A 23,332-nucleotide genomic window follows, 5' to 3' on the forward strand; every position below is an offset into this window, starting at 1 on the left:
GCTTGCGCGTAGTCTTCCCAGCACTGTGCTTTACGCAATCTGGCCAAGGGCGTCTTGGTCAGAACGGTGCTGGTGCGCAGACACAGTTTGCAACGGTAGCGGCGCAGCCCCCGACTCCATCCCCAAGGCGCCAGCTGGGTAACATCGGCCTGACAATGGGGGCAGCCACTGCATGCCGGTAACTGAGTATTGAGCGAGGTAATCGTGTGGGGTGCAGTGAGCTCCTGCTGAGCAACACGGCGCTGGCGCAGGGTTAACTGGGGAAAGAGAGACAGCAGGTGTTGAAAGGCTGGGGTATCCATGATGGTTGACCTCAAGGTGATGGCCTACTTCAAGATTAGCCTTTCAACACGTAATTGGGACAGAGCCAATAAAAAAGGCGGCCAGGCCGCCAAAGAGAGAGCTATTTAAGGACTTTCCGCAAGAACTCCCGGGTACGGGGATCCTTGGGATCGACCAATATCTGATCCGGCGGGCCCTGCTCGACGATCCGCCCCCCTTCCATGAAGATCACCCGATCGGCAACATCACGAGCAAATTCAATCTCATGGGTCACCACCACCATGGTCTGGTGCTGGCGGGCCAACTCTTTCATCAGTCCCAAAACCTCGTCGACCCACTCGGGATCGAGGGCCGAGGTGGGCTCGTCAAACAGGATCACCTTGGAGTGGGCCGCCATGGCGCGGCCAATGCCGACCCGCTGCTGCTGGCCGCCGGAAAGGGAGGCCGGATAGGCATCCTGCTTGTCGGCAAGACCAATGTCCTTGAGGATGCCGAGCGCTGTGGCGCGGGCCTCCGCTTTTGGCTGCTTCCAGACGGTGATCAGCCCTTCGGCGATGTTGTCGAGCGCTGTTTTGTTGGCAAAAAGGGCGTAGTTCTGGAACACGAAGGAGGCCCGCTTGCGCAGCTCGATCGCCTGCTGTTCACTAGCCTTGGCCAGATTGAGCTCGAGATCGTCGATGGCCAGGGTGCCCGCATCCGGGGTCTCCAGCAGGTTCAGGCAGCGCAACAGAGTCGACTTGCCGGTGCCGGAGGGGCCGATGATGACGACAATTTCCCCCTTTTTGACCTCCAGATCGATACCGTTGAGCACCTGATTGCCGTGATATGCCTTGGAGAGGCCGGTTAGCTTGATCATGAGAGCCCTCCTTTAATAGGCACGGTTGAGACGAATTTCCAGCAGATGCTGCAAGCGGGTAAAGAAGATCACCACTACCCAGTAGATCAGCGCCACCGCCATAAAGCTCTCGAAGAACTTGAAGGAGGAGGAGGCTTCCATTTGCGCCTTGCCCATGATCTCGGCCACTCCCAGCGTGAAGGCCAGCGAGGTGCTCTTGATCATGTCGATGAAGTAGTTCATCAGCGACGGGGTGGCGATACGGGCCGCCTGCGGCAGGATGATCCGCTGCATCGCCTGATAACGGCTCATGCCGATACTGAGCGCCGCTTCCATCTGGCTTTTGTGAATGCCGAGGATGGCTGCGCGGATCGACTCGGCCATGTAGGCGGCGAAGTGCAGGGTCAGACCGACGATGGCGGCGGTAAAGGCATCCATCCCCACGAAGATCGGGAACAGTTGCGGCAGTCCGTAGTAGAGCAGGAACAGCTGAACGAGTAGCGGTGTACCCCGAAAGAACGAGATATAGAGCATCGCCAGCCAGTGAATCGCAGGGACGCGAAACACCCGTACTATCGCCAGGGCCAGCGAGAGTACGAGTGCCAGCACGAATCCCCACAGGGCCATTTCCATCGTGGTGCCCAGGTATTTGAGCAGGATGGGAAACAGCCCCAGCGTGTATTCGAGGTCAAATTCCATCATTTATTTGTCGGTGATGTCGGAAGCGAACCATTTCTCGGAGATCTGACGCAGGGAGCCATCCTTGCGCATGGCGGTCAGGGCCTCGTCGACCTTCTTCAGCAGCGCCTGTTTCTCCGGGGTCTTCAGGAAGGGCAGAGCGTTCTCGATTGTCTCGAACGGTGCGCCAGCCTGTTGCAGCGGCAGCTTGGACTCTTTGATCAGCTGGGCGGTGGAGACGCGATCCATCACGAAGGCATCGATGCGACCCAGGGCGACATCCTGCTCGAAGGCGGAGTCATAGGTGCGGATATCGATCTTCTTGTTCGGGTCGTTCTTGCGCAGCAGCTCTTCGAAGTTGGAACCCAGGTTCACGGCCACCTTCTTGCCTTCCAGATCCTTGATACCGTGGATGGTGCTGTTGCCCTTGCGTACCACGATCTGGGCGCCGTCATAGACGTAAGGCTGGGAGAAGTCGTACTTCGCCTTGCGCTCGTCGGTGATGGTGATCTGGTTGGAGATGGTATCGATGCGGCCGGTTTCCAGCATGCCGAACAGGCCGGAGAAGCTGGCGGTCACGAATTCGACCTTGTAGCCGGTGCGCTCGCCGATCTGGTTCCACATATCCACTTCAAAGCCCTGCAGCTTGTCCTGCTTGACGAAAGTGAACGGGAAGTACTTGCCGGACATACCGACCTTGATGGTCTCCTGGGCGATGGCCTGACCGGACAGGGTGGCGAGCAGGATGGCTGCGCCGGAAATCAGTTTGATGGATGTTTTCATGGTGTTTCTCTCTCTCAATGTCTTGTATTTGTAGTTGTAATAGCTGGTTTGGCCCTGATGTTATTGGAATAAAATTTAAAAAATAAATGACATTTGGTTATATGAAATAACAGGAGAGAAGCACGGGATCGACCAATCCGGACGGTGGATCAAGCTGTGGGTAACTTTGGGGATGAAATCCGATCCAAAGGCGCTGGATCCTTGAAAGTCAAGGATCTTATTTGCTGGATCCACCGGGCGATGGCTGGAGATCCGGCGGCTAAAAACGTAGAATAGCCGGTCTTTAGTTAATCAATCGACAGGAGTTTAGAGTGACTGCTTCGCTATGGCAGCAGTGCCTTAACCGGCTGCAAGATGAGTTGCCCTCGGCAGAATTCAGCATGTGGATCCGGCCGCTTCAAGCGGAGTTGAGTGACAATACTCTGACCCTGTATGCACCGAATCGCTTTGTTCTGGACTGGGTACGAGACAAGTATCTCATCCGGGTTAACGGCATCATCAACGAACTCTGCGGGGTCGACGGCCCCGCCCTGCGTTTTGATATAGGCAATCGTCCCCATCCTGTTGCTGTCGCCAGAGCGCCGGTACAGGGTGCCACGCCTGTGAATAACTTGCAGAAGAGCTGGGAAAGCAAGGCTGAAGCCAAGCCCGAGCCGAACCACAAGAGCAACACCAACGTGAACTATACCTTCGAGAATTTCGTCGAGGGTAAGTCCAACCAGTTGGCGCGTGCGGCTGCCCGTCAGGTAGCGGACAATCCGGGTGGTGCTTACAACCCTCTGTTCCTCTATGGCGGCACCGGCCTGGGTAAAACCCACCTGCTGCACGCCGTTGGCAATGCCATCAAGGAGAGTAAAAAAGATGCCAAAGTCATCTATATGCACTCCGAGCGGTTTGTTCAGGACATGGTGAAAGCGCTGCAAAACAACGCCATTGAAGAGTTCAAGCGTTACTACCGCAGCGTCGATGCCCTGCTCATCGATGACATCCAGTTCTTCGCCAACAAGGAGCGCTCCCAGGAGGAGTTCTTCCATACCTTCAATGCCTTGCTGGAAGGTAATCAGCAGATCATCCTGACCTCGGATCGCTATCCGAAGGAGATCAACGGTGTCGAGGATCGCCTCAAGTCCCGCTTCGGCTGGGGCCTGACCGTGGCGATCGAACCGCCGGAGCTGGAGACCCGCGTCGCGATCCTGATGCGCAAGGCAGACGAGAACCAGATCCATCTGCCGGACGAAGTGGCCTTCTTCATTGCCAAACGTCTGCGATCCAACGTCCGTGAACTGGAAGGTGCCCTCAACCGGGTGATCGCCAACGCCAACTTCACCGGCCGTGCCATCAACATCGATTTCGTGCGCGAAGCGCTGCGCGACCTGTTGGCACTGCAAGAGAAGCTGGTCACCATCGACAACATCCAGAAGACGGTGGCGGAGTACTACAAGATCAAGCTGGCGGATCTGCTCTCCAAGCGTCGTTCCCGCTCTGTTGCCCGTCCGCGCCAGCTGGCGATGGCACTGGCCAAGGAGCTGACCAACCACAGTTTGCCGGAGATAGGTGATGCCTTTGGTGGCCGTGACCACACTACCGTTCTTCATGCCTGCCGCAAGATCGAGCAGCTGAAGGAGGAGAGTCACGACATCAAGGAGGACTATTCCAACCTGATCCGTACCCTTTCTTCCTGATAACGGAATCGAGTGGACAGATGCAGCGCGAATATTCCAACCTGATCCGAATCTTTTCCTCCTAATCACAACGGAGAGCACAGATGCAGCTCGAAATTAGCCGTGAGGCCCTGTTACGTCCTCTGCAACTGGTGTCCGGCGCCCTCGGCGGCCGACCGACCCTGCCGATCCTTGGCAACGTGCTGCTTGATGTCAGCAACGGTCTGCTGTCACTGACCGGTACCGATCTCGAAGTAGAGATGATCGGTCAGGTCTATCTGAACGGGGCCAGCGAAGATGGCCGCACCACAGTACCGGCGCGCAAGCTGCTGGATATCTGCCGTGGTCTGCCGGAAGGCGCCGAGATCCGTCTCAATACCGAAGGCGAGCGCCTGATCATCCGCTCCGGTCGCTCCCGCTTCAACCTCTCGACCCTGCCGGCGACCGAGTATCCGAACATCGAGGATTGGGAATCCGTGCTCGAGTTCGATATCAGCCAGCTGGAGCTGAAGAAGCTGATCGATGCGACCCAGTTCTCCATGGCCAGCCAGGACGTGCGTTACTACCTGAACGGCATGCTGTTCGAGAGTGAAGGTCACGGTCTGCGTACCGTGGCGACCGACGGTCACCGTCTGGCTACCTGCCGCCGCGAGGTAGTAGGGGAATCGCTGCCCGATCATCAGGTTATCCTGCCGCGCAAAGGGGTACTGGAGCTGGTGCGTCTGCTGGAGGCGGAAGACAAGCCGGTGCGGCTGCAGATCGGTCGCAGCAACCTGCGTGCTGCGCTGGACGGCTTCATTTTCACCTCCAAGCTGGTGGATGGCCGCTTCCCGGACTGGCGTCGCGTCATTCCGCGCAACAGCGACAAGGCGCTCATCGCCGGCCGTGAGGATCTGCGTCAGGCGTTTGCCCGCGCCGCCATCCTCTCCAACGAGAAATTCCGTGGGGTGCGTCTCAATCTGCAGGAAAACCTGCTGCGCATCACCGCCAACAACCCGGAACAGGAAGAAGCCGAAGAGCTGCTTGACGTACAATATGCCGCTGGCGAGATGGAGATCGGCTTTAACGTCTCTTATGTGCTCGACGTGCTGAATACGTTAAAATGTGACCAAATTCGGATTAGCCTGAGCGATTCCATCAGCAGTGCCATTATTGAGGATTTTGAACATCAGGATGCTCAGTACGTGGTGATGCCGATGCGGATCTAGTCGTGTCCCTGGTCAAACTCCAGCTCAGCGACTTTCGCAATATCCAGCAAGCCAGTCTCAAGCTGTCGCCCGGCCTCAACATTCTGGTCGGGTGCAATGGCAGCGGCAAGACCAGCGTGCTGGAAGCCATTCACTACCTTGGTCTGGGGCGCTCCTTTCGCACTCATTTGACCGGGCGGGTTATCCGCCAGGGGGAGAGGGCATTTACCCTGTTTGCCCAGTGCGAGCTGGAGGGGCGTCAGGTACCGATCGGTCTTGCCAAAGACAAGAGTGGCGAGACCCAGCTCAAGATTGCCGGGGCACAGGCCCAGCGGTTGGCCGATTTGGCGGAGCTGTTGCCGGTGCAGTTGATCCATCCCGATGGCTTCAACCTGCTGACGGGCGGGCCTCAGGCTCGCCGGGCCTGGCTCGATTGGGGCGTTTTCCATCAGGAGCCGACCTTCTTTGCCCTGTGGGGGCGAGTGCGGCGGCTGCTGAAACAGCGCAATGCGCTACTGCGCCAGAGCACCCAGTACCGCCAGCTGGCGTTTTGGGATCAGGAATTGGTGCGGCTGGGTGGTGAGCTGGCCGAGTTTCGCGCCAGTTATTGTCAGGCCATTACGCCCCTGATCAAGGAGATGACGGCGGATTTTCTGCCGGAATTCGATATCAGTCTCGGCTTTTACCGGGGCTGGGAGAAAGATACTCCCCTCGGCGATCTGCTGGAGGCGGGGTTTGAGCGGGATCGGGCGCTGGGCTATACCGGTGTCGGTCCACAAAAAGCCGATGTGCGTCTCAAGGCGAACGGGGTGCCCGCTCAGGATATTTTGTCCCGGGGTCAGCTGAAGTTGCTGGTCTGCGCCATGCGACTGGCCCAAGGGCTCTATTTGAATCAACATAGCAGCCGTGGCTGTATTTTTTTAATTGACGATTTTGCCTCTGAACTGGATGTCGACAAGCGCCGCTTGCTGGCCGCAAGGCTGAAGCAGTGTGCGTCCCAGGTGTTTATCACCGCCATCGACACCGGTCAGCTCGCAGACATGATGGATGCGAATGACTGTAAGTTGTTCCATGTGGAACAGGGTAAAATCTCCGAAACGTTAGAGAAGGCAGAGAGTAAGCTATGAGTGAAAATACTTACGACTCCTCGAATATCAAGGTGCTGAAGGGCCTGGATGCGGTCCGCAAGCGCCCGGGGATGTATATCGGCGATACGGATGATGGCTCGGGTCTGCACCACATGGTGTTCGAGGTCGTCGATAACTCCATTGACGAGGCGCTCGCTGGCTACTGCTCCGATATTCTGGTCAAGATCCATTCCGACGGTTCTGTCTCTGTGCGTGACAATGGCCGGGGTATCCCGGTAGACATGCACGAGGAGGAGGGCCGCTCCGCCGCAGAGGTCATCATGACCGTGCTGCACGCAGGCGGTAAGTTTGATGACAACTCCTACAAGGTATCCGGCGGTCTGCACGGCGTTGGCGTCTCGGTAGTTAACGCCCTCTCTGACAAGCTGCTGCTGACCATTCGTCGTAACGGCCACGTCTACGAGCAGACCTATCATCTGGGTGAGCCGCAAGCGCCGCTCAAGCAGATTGGCGACAGCACCGGCACCGGTACCGAAGTTCGCTTCTGGCCGAGCCCTGCCATTTTCAGCGATACCCTGTTCCACTACGAGATCCTGGCCAAGCGCCTGCGCGAGCTCTCCTTCCTCAACTCCGGTGTCTCCATCCGTCTGCAAGACGAGCGTGATGGCCGCGAGGCGCATTTCTGCTACGAGGGTGGCATCAAGGCATTCGTTGAGTACCTGAACCAGAACAAGACCCCGATCCACCCGAAGGTGTTCCATTTCACCACCGAGCAGGATGGTATTGGCGTTGAAGTGGCGATGCAGTGGAACGACGCCTATCAGGAAGGGGTCTACTGCTTCACCAACAACATCCCGCAGCGGGATGGTGGTACTCACCTCGTTGGCTTCCGTACCGCGCTGACCCGTACTCTGAACTCCTATATGGACAAAGAGGACTACAGCAAGAAGGCCAAGTCTGCCGCCAGTGGCGACGACGTACGTGAAGGTCTGATTGCCGTTATCTCCGTGAAGGTGCCGGATCCCAAGTTCTCCTCCCAGACCAAGGACAAGCTGGTCTCTTCCGAAGTGAAGACCGCCGTTGAACAGGCGATGGGTGAGAAGCTGGCCGACTTCCTGCTGGAAAACCCGGGCGATGCCAAGATCGTGGTCAACAAGATCATCGATGCGGCCCGTGCCCGTGAAGCGGCCCGCAAAGCCCGCGAACTGACCCGCCGCAAAGGCGCGCTGGATATCGCCGGTCTGCCCGGCAAGCTGGCTGACTGTCAGGAAAAAGACCCGGCTCTTTCCGAACTCTACATAGTGGAAGGGGACTCTGCTGGCGGTTCCGCCAAGCAGGGTCGCAACCGGAAGAACCAGGCCATCCTGCCGCTCAAGGGCAAGATCCTGAACGTAGAGAAGGCCCGTTTCGACAAGATGATCTCCTCGCAAGAGGTGGGTACCCTGATCACCGCACTGGGCTGCGGTATCGGTCGCGACGAGTACAACCCGGACAAGCTGCGTTATCACAACATCATCATCATGACCGATGCGGACGTCGATGGTGCGCACATCCGAACCCTGCTGCTGACCTTCTTCTATCGTCAGATGCCGGAAATCATCGAACGTGGCTACGTCTACATTGCCCAGCCGCCGCTCTACAAGGTTAAGAAGGGCAAGCAGGAGCAGTATCTGAAAGACGAAGATGCGCTGCTGCAGTACCAGACCGCCATGGCGCTGGATGGTGCTACCCTGCACGTTAACGAGTCTGCCCCGGCCATCGGTGGCGAGGCACTGGAGCGCCTGGTCAACCAGCACCGCTCGGTGACTCACCTGATCACCCGCATGTCTCGTCGTGCGCCGGAAGCCGTGCTGACCCAGCTGATCTATCAGCCGGAGTTGAACGAAGCGCTGCTGAACAGCGAGAGCGATCTGCTGGCCTGGTGTCAGGGGATGGAAGCCGTGCTCAACGAGAGCAACCACGGTATCCAGTACCAGATCCAGGTTCGTCGTGATGAAGAGCGTAGCCTGTACGTTCCGCACGCCGTGGTTCGTCAGCACGGTGTTGACCGCGAATATCCGCTCAGCTACGACTTCCTGCAGTCCGGTGAGTACCGTCAACTGGTCTCGCTGGGCAAGGAGATCGCCAACCTGATTGAGGAAGGTGGTTTCATCAAGCGTGGCGAGAAGGTCAAACCGGTTGCCAACTTCGTGGAAGCCGTCGAGTGGCTGATGGGCGAAGGCAAGCGCGGCATCTACATCCAGCGCTATAAAGGGCTGGGTGAGATGAACCCGGACCAGCTGTGGGAAACCACCATGGATCCGGAAGCCCGCCGCATGCTGCGCGTCACCATCGACGACGCCGTCGGTGCTGACCAGCTCTTCTCCACCCTGATGGGTGATGCCGTTGAGCCGCGTCGTGACTTTATCGAGACCAACGCCCTGCGCGTAGCCAACCTCGACGTCTAATCGACGCTGTCAGCTCGATATAAAAAAGCCGCTCCCTGTGAGCGGCTTTTTGCTTTTCTGGCGGAGGATGTTGCTCGTTCCACGTGGAACATTGAACCGGATTACCCCAGCAGCTCAGGTGCCGGCCAGTAGAGGCGCAGACGATGGCCATCCGGATCGAGGGCCATGCAGGTGTAGCCAAACTCCATCTTGGTCGGCGCCTGGATCAGGGTGAGCCCGCGTGCCAGCCATTCGGCAGACAGGCGATCGACGGCATCATCATCGGGGAGGGCGAAGGCCAGCTCCATCGCTCCGGCCGTTTGGGTCACGGCAGGTTCAACAGTGGCGCTGGACCAGAGTGCCAGTCTGGCGCCTGACTCGAACACGAACATGGCAAAGGTAGGTGACTCCTCCACCGGTTCACGCCCGAACAGCTCGCGGTAGAAGAGCGCGCTGCGGGCCGGGTTGGTAACGTAGAGGATGGTGAACTGGGGGACTAACATGGTGATGCTCCTTGCTGATGAGATGGCGCATTGGCGCCGACCCCGTCAGCATGGTGCTACCTGCTGTCAGTTTCTGTCAGCAATGAATTTCGGCTGCGGGATCTGCTGGGTGGTGCGCCACTCCTTCAGCAGGCTCTCTCTGCTTTTTGGATAGCGGCAATCTTGCGGTTGCATCCGGGTGATGCGATCGACCCGAAAGTGGCGAAAGCCCTGACGCAGTTCGCACCAGGCCACCAGTACCCGTACCTGTTCGAAGTAGCCGAGGGCAAAGGGCCAGACGGTGCGCTCAGAGGCCTCATCCTTGAGATCGCGATAGAGCAGGGTCACCTTGCGTTGCTGGCGGATGGCGCTGCGCAGCGGGGCTTCATCGGTGAGGCTGTCGCTGCGGGAGGTGCCGATCAGCAGGGCATTGCTCTGGAGCTGCTGGCGATAGTCGGCGGGCAGCACGGCTTCTATTTTGGCCAGCGCACTGCTGGCCGATGCACTCAAGGATCCGTCACCATGGGCGACTACCCAGCGTGACCCCAGCACCAGCGCATCCAGCTCCTCTTCACTGAACATCAATGGCGGCAGCATGAAGCCGGGACGCAGCACATAGCCGATCCCCGGTTCGCCCTCGATATGGGCACCTTGCGCCTGCAGGGTGGCGATATCCCGATAGAGGGTGCGCAGGCTGATGCCAAGCTGGCTGGCCAGTTCCGCGCCTGTGATGGCGTAGCGGTGGCCGCGTAGCAGCTGGAGCAGGGCCAATAGGCGTTCGGAACGGGACATGGAATGACTCCTCGGGATCTCTGGTTAGCCTGCCATAGCGAGGTGAGCAGGTACAGCGGGCATCATCAGGAGTTCTGGCCACGAAAAGATCGTCGCCACTCGCTGGGGGAGATGGCAAAGCGGGCACGGAAGTGATTGCGCAGGGAGGTGGCACTCTTGAAGCCAACCAGCTCGGCGATGCGATCGATGGAATGGCCGCTTACCTCCAGCAGCTCCTGACTGCGCCTGAGCCGTTCCGCCAGCAGCCATTCCCCCACCGAGAGGCCGGTTGCCTGATAAAAACGGCGGGTAAAGGTGCGCCGACTCATCAGGGTGTGGGCTGCCAGAGAGTCCAGGGTGTGAGGCTCGGCCAGATGGGCACGCAGGTGGTCGAGCAACTGGTTCATCCGGACATCGCGGGTGGAGGTGGGCACCGGCTGCTCGATAAACTGGGCCTGACCCCCTTCCCGGTGGGGCGGGATCACCAGCCGCCGCGCCACCTTGTTGGCGATGGCCGAGCCGTGGTACTGGCGCACCAGATAGAGGCAGCAGTCCAGCCCGGCAGCGGTGCCTGCCGAGGTGACCAGCCCATCGTCATCCACATAGAGGGCGTTGGTATCTAGCTGCACGCAGGGAAAGCGGCGGCAGAAATCCTGTTCGTACTCCCAGTGGGTCGATGCCTTGCGACCATTAAGCAGTCCGGCGTAGGCGAGCACATAGGTGCCGAGGCATAGACCGACCAGTCGGGCACCTCTGGCTCTGGCGGCAATCAGGGCATCGAGCAGCGGTGCGGGTGGTCGTGCGGCCGGGTCGTGCCAGAAGGGAATAATGATGATCTTCGCCTCGGCCAGCTCCTCCAGCCCATGGGGCGCCTGAATGGTGAAGCCTTGTGCCGAGTGTGCGTGGCGGTTGCCATCGCCGCAGCAGATCTTGAGCTCGAACAGTGGCTGGCCCGGCAGGATGTCGCCGAAGATGAGGCAGGGGACGGCGCAGTGAAAAGGGCTGAAGTGATCGAAGGTCACCACGGCAACGATCGGGGTGGTCATGGTGTAGGCTCCTCTCTGTGCGCAGACCACTCATCATAAACGTCAGGCTGTGAAAGCCGAAGGGCCATGTCTGGCATGGCCCTCCTGCGGATCACAGCGATATCGCCTCGCCATCTTCCGGCACCCGTACCCGATCCGTCATGCCCCGTACCGCCAGATAGTCGCGCAGCTCCTGGCGTGACAGCACGGCGTGGTTGACCGCCTCCATATGGCTGGCGATCAGCGTGGCTTGCGGTGCGGCCTGATAAACGGCGGCGACATCCTCCTTGCCCATGATGATGGAACCGAGCCCGGGCACCTGTGCATCGCCGCAGTTGAGGATAATGACCTCGGGTTTATGCTGTTGCAGGGCTTGCTTGACCCGGGGATGCCAGATGGTATCACCGGCCAGATAGAGGCACTGTTCATCGGGGTGGGAGAAGACCACGCCGCACACTTCTCCCATCCGCTCGCCCAGTACCGCCATCAACTGGTCGCTGCCGTGCTGGCCACCGGTCTGCTGCAGGCGAATGCCGGCAAACTCGGGCTGGTCGCTCAGCAGGCGCACATCCTCAAAGCCACTGGCACGAATGGCATCAGCATCTTTCTGATGTTGTACCAAGAGCGGCAGATGTTTGGGGATCAGGGCTCTGGCGGCATCATCCCAGTGGTCGGGATGGTCGTGGGTGACGATAACGGCGTCCACATCGACCAGCTCATCGATCGGTAGCGGCAGCTCGACCAGCGGATTGCGCAGCTGGCTGTTGGCGGTGCCCTCAAAGCCGGGGAAGGCCCCCTTGGCCGAGAGCATGGGGTCGATCAGAAAGCGGGTGCCCGCATAGTCGAGCAGCAAGGTGGCGTTGCGAACCTGGGTAATCTTCATGGGATGGCTCCATGTTGGCTGGTGGATATGCAACCCATTATGGGGGGCGGAGCGAGTTGCCATCAGTGGCCCACGGGTCGATTATCATCACTATTGGGCCAACAGGTTGATGTGCCAAAGGTCGGCGCGGCCATTTAAAAAATTTGAAAAAATCCCCTTGAAAGGAAAAAGTGAGCCCCTATATAGGTAACAAGGCCGGAACGCTCGACAGAGGTTTCGACCAGGCGCCCGTCCATAAGGAGGGCAAACAATCCGTTATCGCTCATAAGAGGGTAATACTATGCGTTCTATCGACTTTTCTCCGCTCTATCGTTCTGCCATCGGTTTCGATCGTCTGGCCAATCTCATCGAATCTGCGGCCAGCAATGGCAATGCCGGTTATCCCCCCTACAACATCGAGCAGCTGGGTGACAACGACTACCGCATCAGCATGGCGGTGGCGGGCTTTACTCAGGAAGAGCTGGAGCTGAGCTTCCAGGAAAATCTGCTGACGGTGAAAGGCAACAAGCAGGCCGACACCGGGCGCAATTATCTCTATCAGGGAATCGCCGAACGTGGTTTCGAGCGCCGCTTCCAGCTGGCCGACTATGTGCGGGTGAAAGGGGCCGACCTGAAAAACGGCTTGCTGCACATCGAACTGGTGCGTGAAGTGCCCGAGGCGATGAAGCCGCGCAAGATAGAGATCAACGGCTGATAGCTCGAATTCACTGAAATTTTAAAATTTCCCGGGTGCCGATGACGGGCCTGTGGAGAGTTGAACCTGTTGCTTATTAGAAGGATAGGATTATGCGTAACCTCGATTTCTCTCATCTCTATTCCAACGCCGTCGGCTTCGAGCGGATGGCCCGTGAGCTGGAAGGTCTGTTCGAGCAGAAGACAGCCGCTTACCCCCCGTACAACATTGAAAAGCGCGATCAGGATGGCTATCGCATCACGGTCGCCGTGGCTGGCTTCGAGCGCGAAGAGCTGGAGCTGGAGACCGAAAACGGCACCCTCAAGGTGAAGGGGCGCAAAGGGGCTGCGGCCGGTGAGCGTCAGTTCCTCCATCAGGGGATTGCCGAGCGTGACTTCGAGCTCGCCTTCAAGCTGAGCCAGCACGTGGAAGTGCAGGGCGCCAAGCTGGAGCATGGTCTGCTGACCATCGATCTGGCACGCGAACTGCCGGAGGCACTCAAGCCCCGCGCCATCCCTATCGGCAAACCCGAGCAGCTGGCGCTGCCCGGCTAAGTAAACCGGATCGCGATAAACAACAAAGGCCTGCATCTGCAGGCCTTTCTGTTTTGTATCGCTGGATTGGATTAACCAGCGTAGAGGGCGTTGATTTCGTCGGCCAGAATGGCGATGCCGCGGCGCACCAGCTCCTCGCTCTGGGAGTAGTTGAGGCGGATGCACTCCTGGCTGTGGCGCCACTCTGGGTCGTCGATGCCGGGGAAGAAGTAGTGACCCGGCACGATCAGCAGGTTCTTCGCCTTCAGTCGCTCATAGAGTTCCTGACAGTGGATCGGCAAGCCTTCAAACCAGAGCCAGAGGAAGAGGGCGCCTTCCGGCTTGTGGATATGGAAGCGCGGGTTGGGGATCGCTTCGCGCAGCAGCTGCACCGCCAGCTCCGCCTTCTGCTGATAGAAGGGCTTCACCACCTGTTCGCTGAGGGCGATGATCTCGCCGCTCTCGATCATCGGGATGGTGATGGCGGGTCCCAGACTGCCCGGCGCCAGATTGATGATGCCGCTCAGGTTGGTGATGGCCTGAATGATCTTCTCGTCGGCGATGACTATGCCGCAACGGGTGCCCGGCAAACCCAGCTTGGAGAGGCTCATGCAGAGAATGGTGTTGGCGTTCCAGAACGGCTTGGCTTCGCTGAAGATAATGCCCGGGAAGGGGACGCCGTAGGCGTTGTCGATCAGCAGCGGGATTCCCTTGTCGCGGGCGATCTGATCGAGGTGTTCGATCTCTTCGTTGGTCAGCACGTTGCCGGTGGGATTGGTCGGGCGGGAGACGCAGATCACCCCGATATCGTCACCCACCTGCAGGCTCTCGAAATCCACGTGGTACTTGAACTGACCATCGGCCAGCTTCTCTATGGTGGGCTTGTAGGCCACGAAGTAGTCGTCGGCCAGCGCCGAGTCGGCATAGCCGATGTACTCGGGGGCGAGCGGGAACAGCACCTTCTTCTTGCGGCCATCGGCAAATTCACCGGCTAGCAGGTTGAACAGGTAGAAGAAGGCATTCTGGCTGCCGTTGGTCAGGGCGATATTGCGGGCCGAGATATCCCAGCCCAGCTCCTTTCTGAGCAGTCCGGCTAGCGCCCTGGTGAACCTGTCTTTGCCTTGCGGGCCATCGTAGTTGGCCATCGCCTTCACCAGTTCGCCGTTGTCGAGCAGGGTTTTGGCCTCGGCCTGAAAGCGCTCCAGCATGGCGGGGATCGGGGCCGGATTGCCGCCACCCAGCATGATGGCGTCCGGATTGGTCAGCCCCTGATTGAGGTCATCCATGAGTTGGGTAATGCCGGCGTGGCGAGTGAACTTCTCGCCGAACAAGGAAAATTCCATTCAGTGACAGATCCAGATTTGAGTTACGGGGATGTAGCACCATAGCTCAGTTTAAAAGCGGGTGTCGATCAAAAAGATGGGACGTTCCACGTGGAACATGGTGCAAAAATCAAGCGTGGTTAAAAGCACCAACTGTTGGTTTAAAAATGACCGAGTGGGATGCATTTTGCGACTCAATTTGGTATCGATATATAGTTAATTTAAACAAAATCATAATGTTATGAATTGCGTGAGGATTGGCACAACTATTGGAATAGCTATCTGGTCATCTCAACCATACCGGAGCAAACCAGATGAAAAGCCTGATCGCTACCCTGATTGTGAGTGCCCTGAGCCTGAACGTGATGGCCAACGAAAACCCGCGGCCCGAGCTGGAGAGTGCCCAACTGGAGCAAGATGTGCAGAGCGAGTTGCAACAGGCATCTCATGCCGTGGTGCAGGATGCGTTGCACAATCTCAAGCCGCTGGCGCTGGATACCCTGGTGGTGGAGGCGAGTCAGGCTGTGGCGACTCACCCCGAGAGTTGAGGTAGCGCAGGGGGGTCTGTCCCGTATGTTGTTTGAAGAAGCTGATGAAGGCGCTGTCGCTGGAGAACTCCAGCGCAGCGGCAATCCGGCTGATGGGTTCGCTTTCGGCCAGCAGCTCCATGGCGCGCAACAGCCGCCACTGCTGACGCCACGCCTGATAGCTCATGCCGGTCTCCCGCATGAAGATGCGGCCAATGGTCTTGTCACTGGCACCCACCCGTTCGGCCAGCCGGTTGAGCCGATCGGGCAGGGCATTCCCCCGTTTCAACTGCTGTAGCCAGTCGCCCAGTCTGGGATCGGTCGGCAGCGGCAACTGCCACGACTCCCGTGGCGCCTGCCCCAACTCCTCCATAAACAGTGCCACCGTTCGTTGCTGCTGCTCTTGCGGTTTGTCCCACGGCCAGAGCGCCATCCGTTCGATCAGTTCGTGCAGCAGCGGATTGACCGCCAGCACTTCGACCGTGCCGGGCAACTCGGGGTGCGGCTGGAAGTAGAGGGATCGGTAGGCCACCACACCGCGCATCAGTACCCGGTGGGCGGTGCCCGCTGGCAGCCAGGCGGCGCGGGTGGGTGGCAGCAGGCAGACCCGTCCTTCCAGCTCCATGGTCATGCAGCCGGATTGGGCGAACAGCAGCTGATGGCGTTGATGTTGATGCAGACCCGAGTCGTGCCAACCGAGGGCGGAGGCGATGCCGATCACGCTGCCCGTCAGCTGGTCGGGGTCAAAAGGGTGATCGGGAAGAATAAAGGCCATATGTCCGATTTTTGATATTTATAGTCCTGATTATTGTAATCAGACAATCGGCATCTCTCTAGAATGGCGACCTCTTGTGAAGGAGGTTTGTCATGAACAACAAGTTGCCACCGCTCTGGCTGGTGGTGGGATTGATGATGTTTCCCCAAATTGTGGAGACTATCTACAGCCCGGTCCTGACCCATATCGCCAGCCAGTTTCGGGTGAGCGAAGGGCAGGCATCCCAGACCTTGTCGGTCTATTTTCTGGCGTTTGCGGTGGGCGTGGTCTGCTGGGGACGGCTCTGCGATCTGATTGGGCGGCGCCCCGCCATGCTGGCGGGTCTGCTCACCTATGGCGTCGGCACCTTGCTGGCGCTGCTGGCCAACCAGTTTGAAACCCTGCTGTTGGCCCGGGTCATCTCGGCCTTTGGCGCAGCCGTGGGATCCGTGGTGACCCAGACCATGCTGCGCGACAGCTATCAGGGCAGCGATCTGGCACGGGTCTTCTCGGTGATGGGCATAGCGCTTTCCTTGAGCCCGGTGCTGGGGTTTCTCAGTGGCGGTCAGCTGGCGAGCGGGTTCGGCTATCTCGGGGTGTTCAGCGGTCTGCTGGTACTGGCGGTAGGCTTGCTGCTGGTGACCTGCTGGCAACTGCCGGAAACCCGTCCGGCCACCACCCGGCAAGTCGAACTCTGGCCGCTGGCGCGCCGGATGATGAAGGATGGCGGACTCTGGCGCAGTGCCATGCTGGTCGCCCTGTTCAACACCATGCTGTTTGGCTACTACAGTCTGGCCCCATTCCTGTTTGCCGGATTGGGATTGAGCTCCGGCGAGTTTGGCTATTCGGGGATCTTGCTGGCGCTGGCGACTCTGCTCGGCAGCCTGCTCAACAAGCATCTGCTGGGGAGGGGGTGGTTGCCATCCTCTCTGATCAGACTGGCTTGCGCTCTGGCGCTGGTTGCCGGGCTGCTGGTATGGGCGAGTCAGGCCAGCCTCTGGTTCCTGTTGCCCATGATGGGTGTCGTCGTCGCTTTCGGGCTGGCTATTCCCAATGTGCTGAGTCAGGCGCTGCTGGCCTATCGCGAGGTGGCAGGCAGTGCTGGCGCCCTGTTCGGGCTTGGCTACTACCTGCTGCTCAGTTTGGGGTTGGCGGTGGCGGCCGGATTGCAGGATCTCGGCCTGTTGCTGAGTGGCTGCGGTCTATTGGCGCTGATTTGCAGTGGGCGTCGTTCCACGTGAAACATCAGTTGCCGATAAAGCGGTAGCCGATACCTGATTCGGTCTCGATAAGCGTCGGTTGCTGGGGGTTATCCCCCAGCTTTTTGCGCAGACTGGCGATGACGATGCGCAGGTAGTGGGTGTCCTCCTTGTGGCTCGGCCCCCAGATGTCATTGAGCAGCTGGGTCTGCATCACCAGCTTGCCGGGGTGGCACACCAGCGCCTGCAGCAGGGCGAACTCCTTGCGGGAGAGGGGGATCTCCTCGTCTTTCATGGTTACCTTGTGGCTGCTGATATCGAGCGTCAGGCCGCATTGGGGGAAGTGGCGCCGCTCGCCGCTGCTGACGCCAGCCCGCTGGCGCAAGAGCACACGGATGCGGGCCATCATCTCGCCGATGCCGAACGGCTTGCTCATGTAGTCGTTGGCACCGGCATCCAGCAGCCGCACCTTCTCCTGCTCTGAATCGCGGGCCGACAACACCAGCACCGGATTGGGGTGGTGCTCGCGAATTGCCTGCAACACCTGAATGCCATCGCCATCCGGCAGACCAAGATCGAGGATCACCAGATCGGGGTTGAGGTGGCGGTATTGCTCCAGCCCTTCATTGACCCCCACCGCCTCACTCACCTGATGCCCTTCGGCAATCAGGCTGATCCGCAGAAAGCGACGGATCGCCGCTTCATCATCTATGACCAGAATGTGCGCCATCGAACCTCCAGAGGCGAATGGTGGGAGGGGCTGAGTGACCCGATCTGGCGGTCAACTATCAGACCTCCGGTGAATTGAGAGCAAGCGGCAGGGAGATGCGCATGCAGGTGCCGTTGCCATTGGGGCCGGAGAAGGCCCAAATCTTGCCGCCGTGGGCCTCTATCATAGCGCGGGAAATGGCGAGGCCAAGTCCGGTGCCACGGCTGCCGCAATCGCCAACCGGCTGGGTGTAGAAGAGGTTGAAGATCTTCTCCCGATCCGACTCGGCGATACCGACCCCGATATCGATGATGTCGATGATGAGGTCGGGTTCGGCCACCATCACCTTGAACTCGATGGGGGTGCCTGCCGGCGAGTAGCGGGAGGCGTTGTCGAGGATGTTGACCAGCACCTGCTCGATCAGGGCGCCATGGACATAGAGCTGGGGCACATGCTGATCGAAATGGACCCGCAGCTTGTGCTGGCGCCAGGAGGATTCGAGCCGCTTGCGGGCGCTCTCCACCAGATCTGCCAGATCGACCCAGTCCCGTTTCAGCTGGAAGTCGGGGGAGCCGATGCGGGTCATATCCAGCAGATTCTGCACATAGCTGTGGAGGCGGCGCGCCTCCTCCTGCACCGAGTGGAGCAGTTCGTCACGGTCTTCGGCGGGGATCCGGTCACCATATTCCAGCAGGGTGCTGCCAGCCCCCATGATGGTCGCCAAGGGGGTCTTCAAATCGTGGGAGACCGAGGAAAGCAAGGCTGCGCGCATCCGGTCGGTCTCCGCCTGCAGCTGGCTGTCGGCCAGCCGCTCGTTGAGGTCGATCCGCGCCAGCGCGGCGCGAATATCGGTGAGCAGTGCCTGCAGCTGATGCTCGGCGGATGAGGAGAGCGGATTGGCCAGCGTTATGCCGATCACCAGATCGTCGCTGAGATGGTGATACTGGGCCTCGGCAGCATTGAGGGTTGCAGTGTGGGCCCCGGCGCTCTGCTTCTGGGCCAGACACCAGTCGATGGCCGCCTTGTCGGTCTGGCCGGGCCTGTGCTTCTCGTTGCCGAGCCGATCGTTGAACTCCTTGTCGATCACCACGGTCGGCTGGCCGAGCGCCAGTGAAATGGCCTGGGCACCTTGTCTCAGCACCTCCTCCGGGCTGCTGGCGGTGGCCAGCCCCTGACTGAGGGAGAGCAGGGCATTGCCCAGCTGCTGGGTCTCGCGCAGACCGATCAGCTGTTGCCGCTGGCGGGAGGCGAGCCGTCCCGCCGTCATGCCGACGATAAGCAGCACAAACAGGGTGAGCAGGTCGCTGTGGTTGGCGACGCTCAGGGAGAAGTAGGGGGCGGTGAAGAGCAGATTGTGGGCGATAAAGCCCAGCACAGCCGCCAGCGTGGCGGGCACCAGACTGGTGGTGAGGGCGGTCGCCAGCACCCCCAGCACGAAGATGAGCGGCAAAGCTGCGGGCGGCAGCCAGTAGGAGAGCCCCCAGGCGGCGGCCGAGGTGATCCCCATGATGGTCACCGCCAGCAGGCTGTGGTGAATATCCTTCGGGGTCGGGACGCGCATTCCCACTTCGGGCTTCTGCTTCTCGGTATCGACCAGCGTGATTTCGAGCCCCTGCGCCTGTTTGAGCAGGTGTTGCACCAACGAGCGGCGCCACGGCGCCTTGTGAGGTTTGCCGAGCAGCAGCTGGGAGACCTGTTGCTGTTCGGCGGTCTCCAGCAGGGTGTTGGCGACCGCCGGACTGGAGAGGGTCAGCACCTTGGCGCCGAGGTGGGAGGCGAGCGCCAGCGCCTGCTCCACATCGGCCGAGCGGCGGCCATTGCTGTCGACATGCACCACCAGCCACGGGAGCTGACGGCGCTGGGCAAAGCGGTGGCCGTAGCGCACCAGCGCCGAGCCGTGCAGGTCACCGAGGCAAACCATTAGCTTGCCCCGCAGCGGCAAGGTGCTCTTGCCTGCTGCCTGCCACTGCAGTTGCAGATCGCCCTCCACATGGCTGGCGGCGGTCTGCATCGCCAGCTCCCGCAATGCGGTGAGGTTGTTGAGGGAGAAGAAGGATTGCAGGGCAGCCTTGGCCTGATGGGGCACATAGACCTTGCCCTCCTTGAGGCGGCCGAGCAGCTCCTTGGGGGGCAGGTCGATCAGCACCAGACTGTCGGCTTCCAGCAGCACCTGATCGGGCAGGGTCTCTTTCACCCTGACCCCGGTCAGCTGCCACACCAGATCGTTGAGACTCTCCAGATGCTGCACGTTGAGGGTGGTGTAGACGTCGATCCCGGCGTTGAGCAGCTCCTCTACATCCTGCCAACGCTTCTCGTGGCGGCTGCCGGGGGCGTTGCTGTGTGCCAGTTCGTCCACCACGGCGATGGCCGGTTTGCGGGCGAGCAGGCCGTCGAGATCCATCTCCTCCAGTCGCTGCTGGCGGTGCATGTGGATCTTGCGCGGCATGATGGCGAGCTTGTCGAGCAGAGCCAGGGTCTCCTGCCGGCCGTGGGTCTCCACCACGCCGATCAGGATGTCTACCCCCTCTTTGGCCTGCTCCCGCACCGCCTGCAGCATGGCGTAGGTCTTGCCCACGCCGGGAGCGGCCCCGAGAAACACCTTCAGCTTGCCCTTGTGCTCCTGTTCCAGGCTCGCCAGCAGGGCGTCGGCCCTTACCTCATCACGCATCCCCATGCTCCTGCATCAGAATCGTCAGCAGGGCATCAGCGCTTGTTACATCAGCCATTGTTATCCCTATCGAGCCAACCGCCCGTTTCGAAAATCGAGGTCATCACCAAACCGGAATGGGCGCCATCAGGCGCCCTTTTTATGGTCCAGTTGCAGATTCAGCTGGAGAATGTTGACCACCTGCGGGCCAAGGATACCAGCTTGTGTGGCCGACTTGACCTGCTCCGTCAGTTGGGCGGGATCCAGTCCACGTTCTTTGGCGACGCGGTCGACCTGAGCCAGCACCGCATCCAGCGGCAGGTGGGGATCGAGGCCGGAGGCGGAGCGGGTCAGCATGGCGGGGGAGCGGGTTCCAGGCTGAGCCTTGGCTGCCTGTTCGGCAAACTCTGCCCGCAGCGGTGAGCTCATCCCCAGATTGCTGGCGCTGCCGCCTATAGTGTTGAAGTCGCTGGCGCTGCCGCCTATGGTGTTGAAGTCGCTGGCGGAGGGACGGGGATGGAAATAGTCAGCCCGCTCGAATTTCTGCCCCAGCAGGGCGCTGCCGATGAGCTGTTGTTTGCTGTCGGTCAGCTGGCTGCCGTTGGCCTGCCAGGGGAACAGCAGTTGGGCCAGCCCGGTCACCGCCAGCGGATAACCCACTCCCAGCAGCAGGGTCAGGGTCAACAGGGTTCTGATTGCTATCATGATTCTCTTGCTCCAAATGGATGGCAGGGGATGCGGGTCTGACCCGCATCCCGATTATGTCGTTACACCAGACCCAGGCCGGTAATGACCAGATCGATCAGCTTGATGCCGATAAAAGGCACCAGCAGGCCACCGACACCGTAGATCAGCAGGTTGCGGCGCAGCAGGCTGGCGGCCGAGCCTTTCAGGTCGACACCACGCAGTGCCAGCGGCACCAGCACCACAATGATCAGGGCGTTGAAGATGATGGCCGACAGGATGGCGCTCTGCGGGCTGCCCAGCTGCATCAGGTTCAGTGCCCCCAGTTGCGGGTAGGCGGCGATGAACAGGGCTGGCAGGATGGCGAAGTACTTGGCCACGTCGTTGGCGATGGAGAAGGTGGTCAGGGCGCCACGGGTCACCAGCAGCTGTTTGCCGACCAGCACCACGTCCAGCAGCTTGGTGGGGTTGGAGTCGAGATCCACCAGGTTGCCCGCCTCCTTGGCGGCCTGGGTGCCCTCGTTCATGGCCAGCCCCACGTCAGCCTGTGCCAGCGCGGGCGCGTCGTTGGCGCCGTCACCGCACATGGCGACCAGACGACCATCGGCCTGCTCCTGACGGATATAGGCGAGCTTCTTCTCCGGCGTCGCTTCGGCGATGAAGTCATCCACCCCGGCTTCGGCGGCGATGGCGGCGGCGGTTTTCGGGTTGTCGCCGGTGATCATCACGGTGCGGATACCCATGTGGCGCAGGATCTGGAAGCGAGCCTTGATACCGGGCTTGATGATGTCCTTGAGGTAGACCACCCCCAGCAGTTTCTCCTGCGTGCAGACCAGCAGCGGAGTACCCCCCTGACGGGCGATACTGTCGACCGACTTGAGCACCAGCTCAGGCACCGCCTTGCGGTCGAGGCTGAGGTAGTTCAACACGGCATCCACCGCCCCCTTGCGATATTGATGACCGTTGCGATCCAGTCCGCTCAGGCGAGTCTCGGCGCTGAAGGGGATCACCTTGTCGCTCTCCAGCTGGCTCGGCTTGGCCATGCTCTTGCTGGCCAGAGTCAGGATGGATTTGCCCTCCGGGGTGTTGTCACCCAGCGAGGCCAGCATGGCCGCTTGTGCCAGCAGGGCAGGGTCGACACCCGGTGCCGGGATCAACTCGTCGGCCATCCGGTTACCGAAGGTGATGGTGCCGGTCTTGTCCAGCAGCAGGGTACGTACGTCACCGGCCGCTTCGACGGCACGGCCAGATTTGGCGATGACGTTCAGCTTCACCAGTCGATCCATACCGGCAATGCCGATGGCGGAGAGCAGGCCGCCAATGGTGGTCGGGATCAGGGTGATAAAGAGAGCGATCAGGTAGAGACGCGGTACCTGGGTGCCGTTGTAGTCGAGGAACCAGGGCAGGGTGGCGACCACCAGCAGGAAGATCAGGGTCAGCCCGACCAGCAGGGCATCCAGCGCCATCTCGTTGGGGGTTTTCTGGCGCTTGGCCCCTTCCACCAGTGCAATCATCCGATCCAGCGTGCTTTCGCCCGGATTGTTGCTGACGCGTACCCAGATCTCGTCTGAAACGACGGTGGTATTGCCGGTTACACCGCTGCGATCGGTACCCGATTCGCGGATGACGGGGGCGGATTCGCCGGTGATGGCGGCCTCGTTGACCGAGGCGATACCGGCGATCACTTCACCGTCGGCCGGGATCATCTCGCCGCTGCGTACCAGCACCAGGTCCCCCTTCATCAGGCTGGTGGCGGGTACCCATTCGCCCTGACCATCTTTTGCGTTAGCCACCCGGCGGGCCTTGAGCTGGCTCATGCCCGCTTTCAGGCTGTCGGCGCGGGCCTTGCCGCGCCCCTCGGCCAGGGTTTCCGCGAAGTTGGCAAACCAGAGGGTCAGCCAGAGCCAGGCGGTCAGCTGCCAGGCCAGCGAGGGGGCGACGCCGGAGAAAGGCTGCCCCAGCAGGGACTCCACGGTCGCCATGACTGCGGCCAGCCAGAGGGTGAACAGGATGGGGCTGCCAAACAGCGCCTTGGGATTGAAGCGATAAAGGGCCTCAACCATTGCCTGGATGATCTGTGATTTCTGTTTTTTGCCCTTCACCAACATGGTGTCGGTGCTCATTGCAGTGGACTTGCTCATTGGAAAGCTCCCAGCATCAGATAGTTGGCCATTGGCATCCGG

Annotated in this window: 21 protein-coding genes and 1 pseudogene; 8 read left to right on the forward strand and 14 right to left on the reverse strand. The window is 60.1% G+C overall.

Features of this window, described 5'->3' with window-relative positions; translation table 11 throughout:
• From AB5Y90_RS04435 to AB5Y90_RS04450, 4 genes and pseudogenes are all read right to left on the reverse strand, one after another.
• Positions 1 to 302: pseudogene (locus tag AB5Y90_RS04435) on the reverse strand (IS1595 family transposase); the annotation flags it as partial.
• A 101-nt stretch (positions 303 to 403) separates the two neighbouring features.
• Positions 404 to 1,138, reverse strand: a complete 735-nt coding sequence (locus tag AB5Y90_RS04440) for an amino acid ABC transporter ATP-binding protein (protein WP_005339311.1) — start codon at positions 1,136 to 1,138, stop codon at positions 404 to 406.
• 12 nt (positions 1,139 to 1,150) lie between these two features.
• The gene (locus AB5Y90_RS04445; protein ID WP_013724235.1) at positions 1,151 to 1,819 is read right to left on the reverse strand and encodes an amino acid ABC transporter permease; all 669 of its coding nucleotides are present in this window, start codon (positions 1,817 to 1,819) and stop codon (positions 1,151 to 1,153) included.
• Entirely contained in the window at positions 1,820 to 2,578 is a 759-nt protein-coding gene (locus AB5Y90_RS04450) for an amino acid ABC transporter substrate-binding protein (protein ID WP_005339308.1), read from the reverse strand. It abuts the gene before it with no gap.
• A gap of 311 nt (positions 2,579 to 2,889) precedes the next feature.
• Here AB5Y90_RS04450 and dnaA point away from each other — a divergent pair, with 311 nt between their 5' ends.
• The 4 genes from dnaA (at position 2,890) to gyrB (ending at position 8,961) form a co-directional block, all read left to right on the forward strand.
• Positions 2,890 to 4,260 (forward strand): chromosomal replication initiator protein DnaA, encoded by a 1,371-nt coding sequence (gene dnaA / locus AB5Y90_RS04455; RefSeq protein ID WP_123174080.1) that lies wholly within the window; start codon positions 2,890 to 2,892, stop codon positions 4,258 to 4,260.
• An 83-nt stretch (positions 4,261 to 4,343) separates the two neighbouring features.
• Positions 4,344 to 5,447 carry a DNA polymerase III subunit beta gene (gene dnaN, locus AB5Y90_RS04460; protein WP_005339306.1) on the forward strand — a complete coding sequence of 368 codons (1,104 nt, stop codon included), beginning with the start codon at positions 4,344 to 4,346 and terminating at the stop codon, positions 5,445 to 5,447.
• Between the two features lie 2 nt (positions 5,448 to 5,449).
• Positions 5,450 to 6,553 (forward strand): DNA replication/repair protein RecF, encoded by a 1,104-nt coding sequence (recF, locus tag AB5Y90_RS04465; RefSeq protein WP_005339305.1) that lies wholly within the window; start codon positions 5,450 to 5,452, stop codon positions 6,551 to 6,553.
• Positions 6,550 to 8,961: a DNA topoisomerase (ATP-hydrolyzing) subunit B gene (gyrB, locus tag AB5Y90_RS04470; protein ID WP_005357188.1), complete on the forward strand. Its 2,412-nt coding sequence runs from the start codon at positions 6,550 to 6,552 to the stop codon at positions 8,959 to 8,961. The genes recF and gyrB overlap by 4 nt, the downstream gene beginning before the upstream one ends.
• A 101-nt stretch (positions 8,962 to 9,062) precedes the next feature.
• Here gyrB and AB5Y90_RS04475 read toward each other — a convergent pair whose 3' ends face one another.
• The 4 genes from AB5Y90_RS04475 to AB5Y90_RS04490 all read right to left on the reverse strand — a co-directional run bounded on the left by AB5Y90_RS04475 (position 9,063) and on the right by AB5Y90_RS04490 (position 12,101).
• Positions 9,063 to 9,443 carry a VOC family protein gene (locus AB5Y90_RS04475; RefSeq protein ID WP_103251835.1) on the reverse strand — a complete coding sequence of 127 codons (381 nt, stop codon included), beginning with the start codon at positions 9,441 to 9,443 and terminating at the stop codon, positions 9,063 to 9,065.
• Positions 9,444 to 9,509: 66 nt separating this feature from the next.
• Positions 9,510 to 10,214, reverse strand: a complete 705-nt coding sequence (locus AB5Y90_RS04480; RefSeq protein WP_335839671.1) for a YafY family protein — start codon at positions 10,212 to 10,214, stop codon at positions 9,510 to 9,512.
• Positions 10,215 to 10,279: 65 nt separating this feature from the next.
• Entirely contained in the window at positions 10,280 to 11,239 is a 960-nt protein-coding gene (locus AB5Y90_RS04485) for a helix-turn-helix domain-containing protein (RefSeq protein WP_307895890.1), read from the reverse strand.
• Between the two features lie 91 nt (positions 11,240 to 11,330).
• Entirely contained in the window at positions 11,331 to 12,101 is a 771-nt protein-coding gene (locus AB5Y90_RS04490; RefSeq protein WP_307895891.1) for an MBL fold metallo-hydrolase, read from the reverse strand.
• A gap of 280 nt (positions 12,102 to 12,381) precedes the next feature.
• Here AB5Y90_RS04490 and AB5Y90_RS04495 point away from each other — a divergent pair, with 280 nt between their 5' ends.
• Positions 12,382 to 12,795 (forward strand): Hsp20 family protein, encoded by a 414-nt coding sequence (locus AB5Y90_RS04495; RefSeq protein ID WP_005339298.1) that lies wholly within the window; start codon positions 12,382 to 12,384, stop codon positions 12,793 to 12,795.
• Between the two features lie 92 nt (positions 12,796 to 12,887).
• Entirely contained in the window at positions 12,888 to 13,328 is a 441-nt protein-coding gene (locus tag AB5Y90_RS04500; RefSeq protein ID WP_005339297.1) for an Hsp20 family protein, read from the forward strand.
• A gap of 71 nt (positions 13,329 to 13,399) precedes the next feature.
• Here the strand turns inward: AB5Y90_RS04500 and AB5Y90_RS04505 are convergent, their stop codons facing one another.
• On the reverse strand, positions 13,400 to 14,650 hold the full coding sequence (locus tag AB5Y90_RS04505; protein WP_307895893.1) for a valine--pyruvate transaminase: 1,251 nt from the start codon (positions 14,648 to 14,650) through the stop codon (positions 13,400 to 13,402).
• A 293-nt stretch (positions 14,651 to 14,943) separates the two neighbouring features.
• Here AB5Y90_RS04505 and AB5Y90_RS04510 point away from each other — a divergent pair, with 293 nt between their 5' ends.
• Entirely contained in the window at positions 14,944 to 15,177 is a 234-nt protein-coding gene (locus AB5Y90_RS04510; protein ID WP_005342304.1) for a hypothetical protein, read from the forward strand.
• Here AB5Y90_RS04510 and AB5Y90_RS04515 read toward each other — a convergent pair.
• Positions 15,107 to 15,931: a helix-turn-helix domain-containing protein gene (locus AB5Y90_RS04515; RefSeq protein WP_307895894.1), complete on the reverse strand. Its 825-nt coding sequence runs from the start codon at positions 15,929 to 15,931 to the stop codon at positions 15,107 to 15,109. The genes AB5Y90_RS04510 and AB5Y90_RS04515 overlap by 71 nt on opposite strands.
• Before the next feature lie 92 nt (positions 15,932 to 16,023).
• On the opposite strand from AB5Y90_RS04515, the gene AB5Y90_RS04520 reads away from it, so the two are divergent.
• A complete protein-coding gene (locus AB5Y90_RS04520) occupies positions 16,024 to 17,151 on the forward strand; it encodes a multidrug effflux MFS transporter (protein ID WP_307895895.1) in 1,128 nt (375 codons plus the stop codon).
• 4 nt (positions 17,152 to 17,155) lie between these two features.
• On the opposite strand, the gene AB5Y90_RS04525 is transcribed toward AB5Y90_RS04520, so the two are convergent.
• The 4 genes from AB5Y90_RS04525 to kdpB form a co-directional block, all read right to left on the reverse strand.
• Complete coding sequence (locus tag AB5Y90_RS04525; protein ID WP_033138525.1) at positions 17,156 to 17,839, reverse strand: response regulator; 684 nt, start codon at positions 17,837 to 17,839, stop codon at positions 17,156 to 17,158.
• Between the two features lie 58 nt (positions 17,840 to 17,897).
• Entirely contained in the window at positions 17,898 to 20,486 is a 2,589-nt protein-coding gene (locus AB5Y90_RS04530) for a sensor histidine kinase KdpD (RefSeq protein WP_307895896.1), read from the reverse strand.
• 126 nt (positions 20,487 to 20,612) lie between these two features.
• Positions 20,613 to 21,170, reverse strand: a complete 558-nt coding sequence (locus tag AB5Y90_RS04535; RefSeq protein WP_368166608.1) for a potassium-transporting ATPase subunit C — start codon at positions 21,168 to 21,170, stop codon at positions 20,613 to 20,615.
• A gap of 62 nt (positions 21,171 to 21,232) precedes the next feature.
• Entirely contained in the window at positions 21,233 to 23,290 is a 2,058-nt protein-coding gene (kdpB, locus tag AB5Y90_RS04540) for a potassium-transporting ATPase subunit KdpB (protein WP_368166609.1), read from the reverse strand.
• Between the last annotated feature and the right edge of the window lie 42 nt (positions 23,291 to 23,332).

Origin of the sequence: Aeromonas sp. R4-1, assembly GCF_040908325.1 — a bacterium.
GTDB classification, from domain to species: Bacteria; Pseudomonadota; Gammaproteobacteria; order Enterobacterales; family Aeromonadaceae; genus Aeromonas; species Aeromonas veronii.